Genomic DNA, 3,016 nt, shown 5'->3' on the forward strand with positions numbered 1-3,016 from the left:
TCCCACCCTTCAGCGGCGAGGACTTCGCCCTGTACCTGAGCCACGTCCCCGGCACCTTCACCTACCTGGGCGTCCGCCCCCCCCGCCCCCCCCCCCCCGGCCGCGCCCCCCCCCCGGCCCGGGCGTCGCCGTGCCCGAGCACGGCAGCGGCCTCCGCGCAGACCAACTCGACCAGTGCGGCGTCCTGTTCGTCCGTCGGAAGCGCCAAAAGACGCTTGATCAAGGCGGGTCCCGCCTGCGGTGCGGCAGGTCCGGTACGGCGCCCGCGGCCCCGCCCGGCCAACCCGCGCAGCACGGCGGGCACAGCCCGGCCCGGCCGTCGTAGCGCCTGCTGATCGGGGCACAGTGGTACGAGCACCGGCTCCGCCCCGGCCAGCGCCGCGTCCAACAGTGCCGGGCCGTGCTCCGCACTCAGCGGCAGCAACCCGGCGAGGGTGGGAGCACCCCCGCCGTCGTGCCCGGGTGTGCCGTTCTGCCCGGTGCCAGGGGTGGTGGGCGCGGGCGCGCCGCCGGCCCACGGGCCCCAGGCCAGGGCGAGCGCGGGGAGCCCTTGGGCGGTTCGGAGCGCCGCCAAGGCGTCCAGGGTGGCCGCAGCCGCTGCCCGGCCGGCCCGTCCCGGAGCGCCGACCGTGCCCACCACGGAGGAGAAGAGCACGAACGCCGACAGGTCCAACCCTCGGGTCAGTTCGTGCAGGTGGAGCGCCGTGTCGACGTCATCCCGCAGCGCGGCGTCCAACCCTTCCGGCGTCAGTGTGCCGAACGCGCACCCGGCCGCCGCGTCGGTGGGGGTGTGGAAGACCGCCGTCAGTGGGTGTTCCGCCGGCACCCATGCCAGCGCATCCGCCAGGGCGGCGCGGTCGGCCAGTTCGCACGGCGCGTACGCCACCTCGGCACCGCACCCCGCCAGCTCGGCCAGTACGGCCGCCGCCCCCGGGGTGGGACCGCCACGGTCCAGCTCGCCCTGCGACACCCCACCGCCAGCCTGAGCCTGTCCCGCGCGCGACGGTTCCGCGTACGGCTGTTCGGCCTGCGCCGCGTCTGGCTGTGGGCGGAGGACGAGCAGCCGGCGTACGCCGTGGGCCCGTACGACATGACGGGCGACCCAGCCGGCCGGCCCGTCCAACGCCCCGGTGACCAGGACCGTCCCGCCCGCGGGGAGCCGCTGGCCGCGACGCGGGGCCGAACCGTTGTCGGCCGATGCCCCGGGGGCGGCCTGGTCGGTGGCCGGTGCTCGGGTGAGCCGCGGTACGAGGAGGGAGCCGGCGCGCACCGCGCACTGCTCGTGCCCGTTCTCCACCGCGCGGTTCAGGGCCGCCCAGGGTGTCTCCCCGTCCTGGGTGTCGACCAACAGCAGTCGATCCGGGTGTTCCCGCTGCGCGCTGCGGACCAGGCCCGACACCGCGGCGGCGGCGAGCGTGGCGGCCGGGTCGGTAGAGGTGAGGGTGGGAGCGGGGTGGTCGCCGTCGGTGGTGACCGCGTGGTGGGTGAGCAGGGCCAGCCTGGAGTCGGCGAGCAGCGGTTCGGCCAGCCACTCTCGGAGCGCGGCACGGGCCTCCTGGGCGGCGGCCCGGACCTGATCGGCGGGGTTGGCGCCCTCCGCCGCCCCTGCCGCGGGCGCCAGGGTAGGCAGCGTCAACGCCACCGCATCGGGCACGGCCCCACCCGCGGCGACACCGTCCAGTAGCTGTCGCAGCGATGCGTGCGCGGGCACGTCGGCCGGCTGCGCCTCCGCGCCGATCTCTTCGGGGCGCACCTCGGCCCAGGTCAGCGCCGTGCCGCTGGCTGTCGGGCCTTCGCCCGCGCGGCCGTTCTCACCGGAGCTGCCGTTCTCACCGGAGCTGCCGTTCTCGCCGTGCCCGCCGTTCGCACGGTGGTCGTTGGCCGCACCCTCATCGGCTTCGGCCGGCACCCAGTGCACTGCGGCCAGAAGTCCCTGGTGTTCGGGTGCGGCGGCCAGCAGGGCGCGTTGCGGCCACGGCCGTAGTTCGGCCCGGCCGATGCTCACGAGCTGCTGGCCGGTCGAGTCGAGCAGCTCCAGGGCCACGCCCTGCCCCGCGGGCCGCAGACACAGCCGGACCGCACGCGCACCGGGACCGCCCGTGCTCCGCACCTCGCGCCACGCCGAGGTCAGCGCGATCTCGTCGGGTCCGCAGCCCTCCGCGAAGAATGCGCGTACCCCCGCGTCCCACAGCGCCGGGTGCACGGCGAACCCGTCGGCCTCGGGTTCCTGCTCCGGATGCAGGGCGGCTTCGGCGAAGAGCTCGTCACCGCGCTGCCACACGCGGCCCAACGTCTCCCAGGCCGGCCCGTACGCGATCCCGTACCCTGCCAACCTGTCGTACGACTCGGCAACATCCAGCGGCGTCGCCCCTGCGGGTGGCCACTGCGCCGACCCGGCCGGTCCATCGGCAGCGGGTGTCTCGGGGAGCACCGTGCCGCTGGCGTGCCGGGTCCACCCCTGGTCGTCTGCCGCGTCCGCGGGGCGGGCATGGACACTGACCTGGCGCGCGCCGCGGTCATCGGGCCCGGCCACGGTTACTTGAAGTCGCGTACCCGCCATGCCCGACACCACCAGCGGGGTGTGCAGAGTCAGCTCTTCCACCAGCGCGCAGCCCGTCTCGGCCGCGGCACGCAGCACCGCGTCCAGGAGTACGGAACCGGGTACGACGGCTGCGCCGAGCACCGCATGCTCAGCCAACCAGCGGTGCCCGGCCGCGGAGAGCTGGCCGGTGAAGACCGTGCCCGCACCGTCCGCCAACTCCACCGCAGCGCCCAACAACGGATGCCCCACCGCGCTCTGCCCCCACCCCGTCGGGTCCCCCGCCGGCGTCCGGGCCTCGATCCAGTACCGCTTGTGCTGGAACGCGTACGTCGGCAAATCGACCCGCTGAGCACCAACGAAGAACCCAGCCCAGTCGACGGACACGCCCTGTACGAATGCCGAGGTCAGCGAACGCGCCAACCGCTCCGGACCACCCTCACCACGACGTAGCGTCTCCACCACCACACCCGAACA

At 75.2% G+C, this 3,016-nt stretch carries 1 protein-coding gene; it reads right to left on the reverse strand.

The genetic code is table 11. The features are described 5' to 3' along the window. Positions 1-61: 61 nt before the first annotated feature. Positions 62-3,016 (reverse strand): SpnB-like Rossmann fold domain-containing protein (locus tag AAHZ94_RS31840; RefSeq protein WP_349997187.1); only part of this gene is annotated, 2,955 nt, incomplete at its 5' end.

The organism is Streptomyces sp. HSW2009 (assembly GCF_040240285.1).
Taxonomy (GTDB): Bacteria; Actinomycetota; Actinomycetes; order Streptomycetales; family Streptomycetaceae; genus Streptomyces.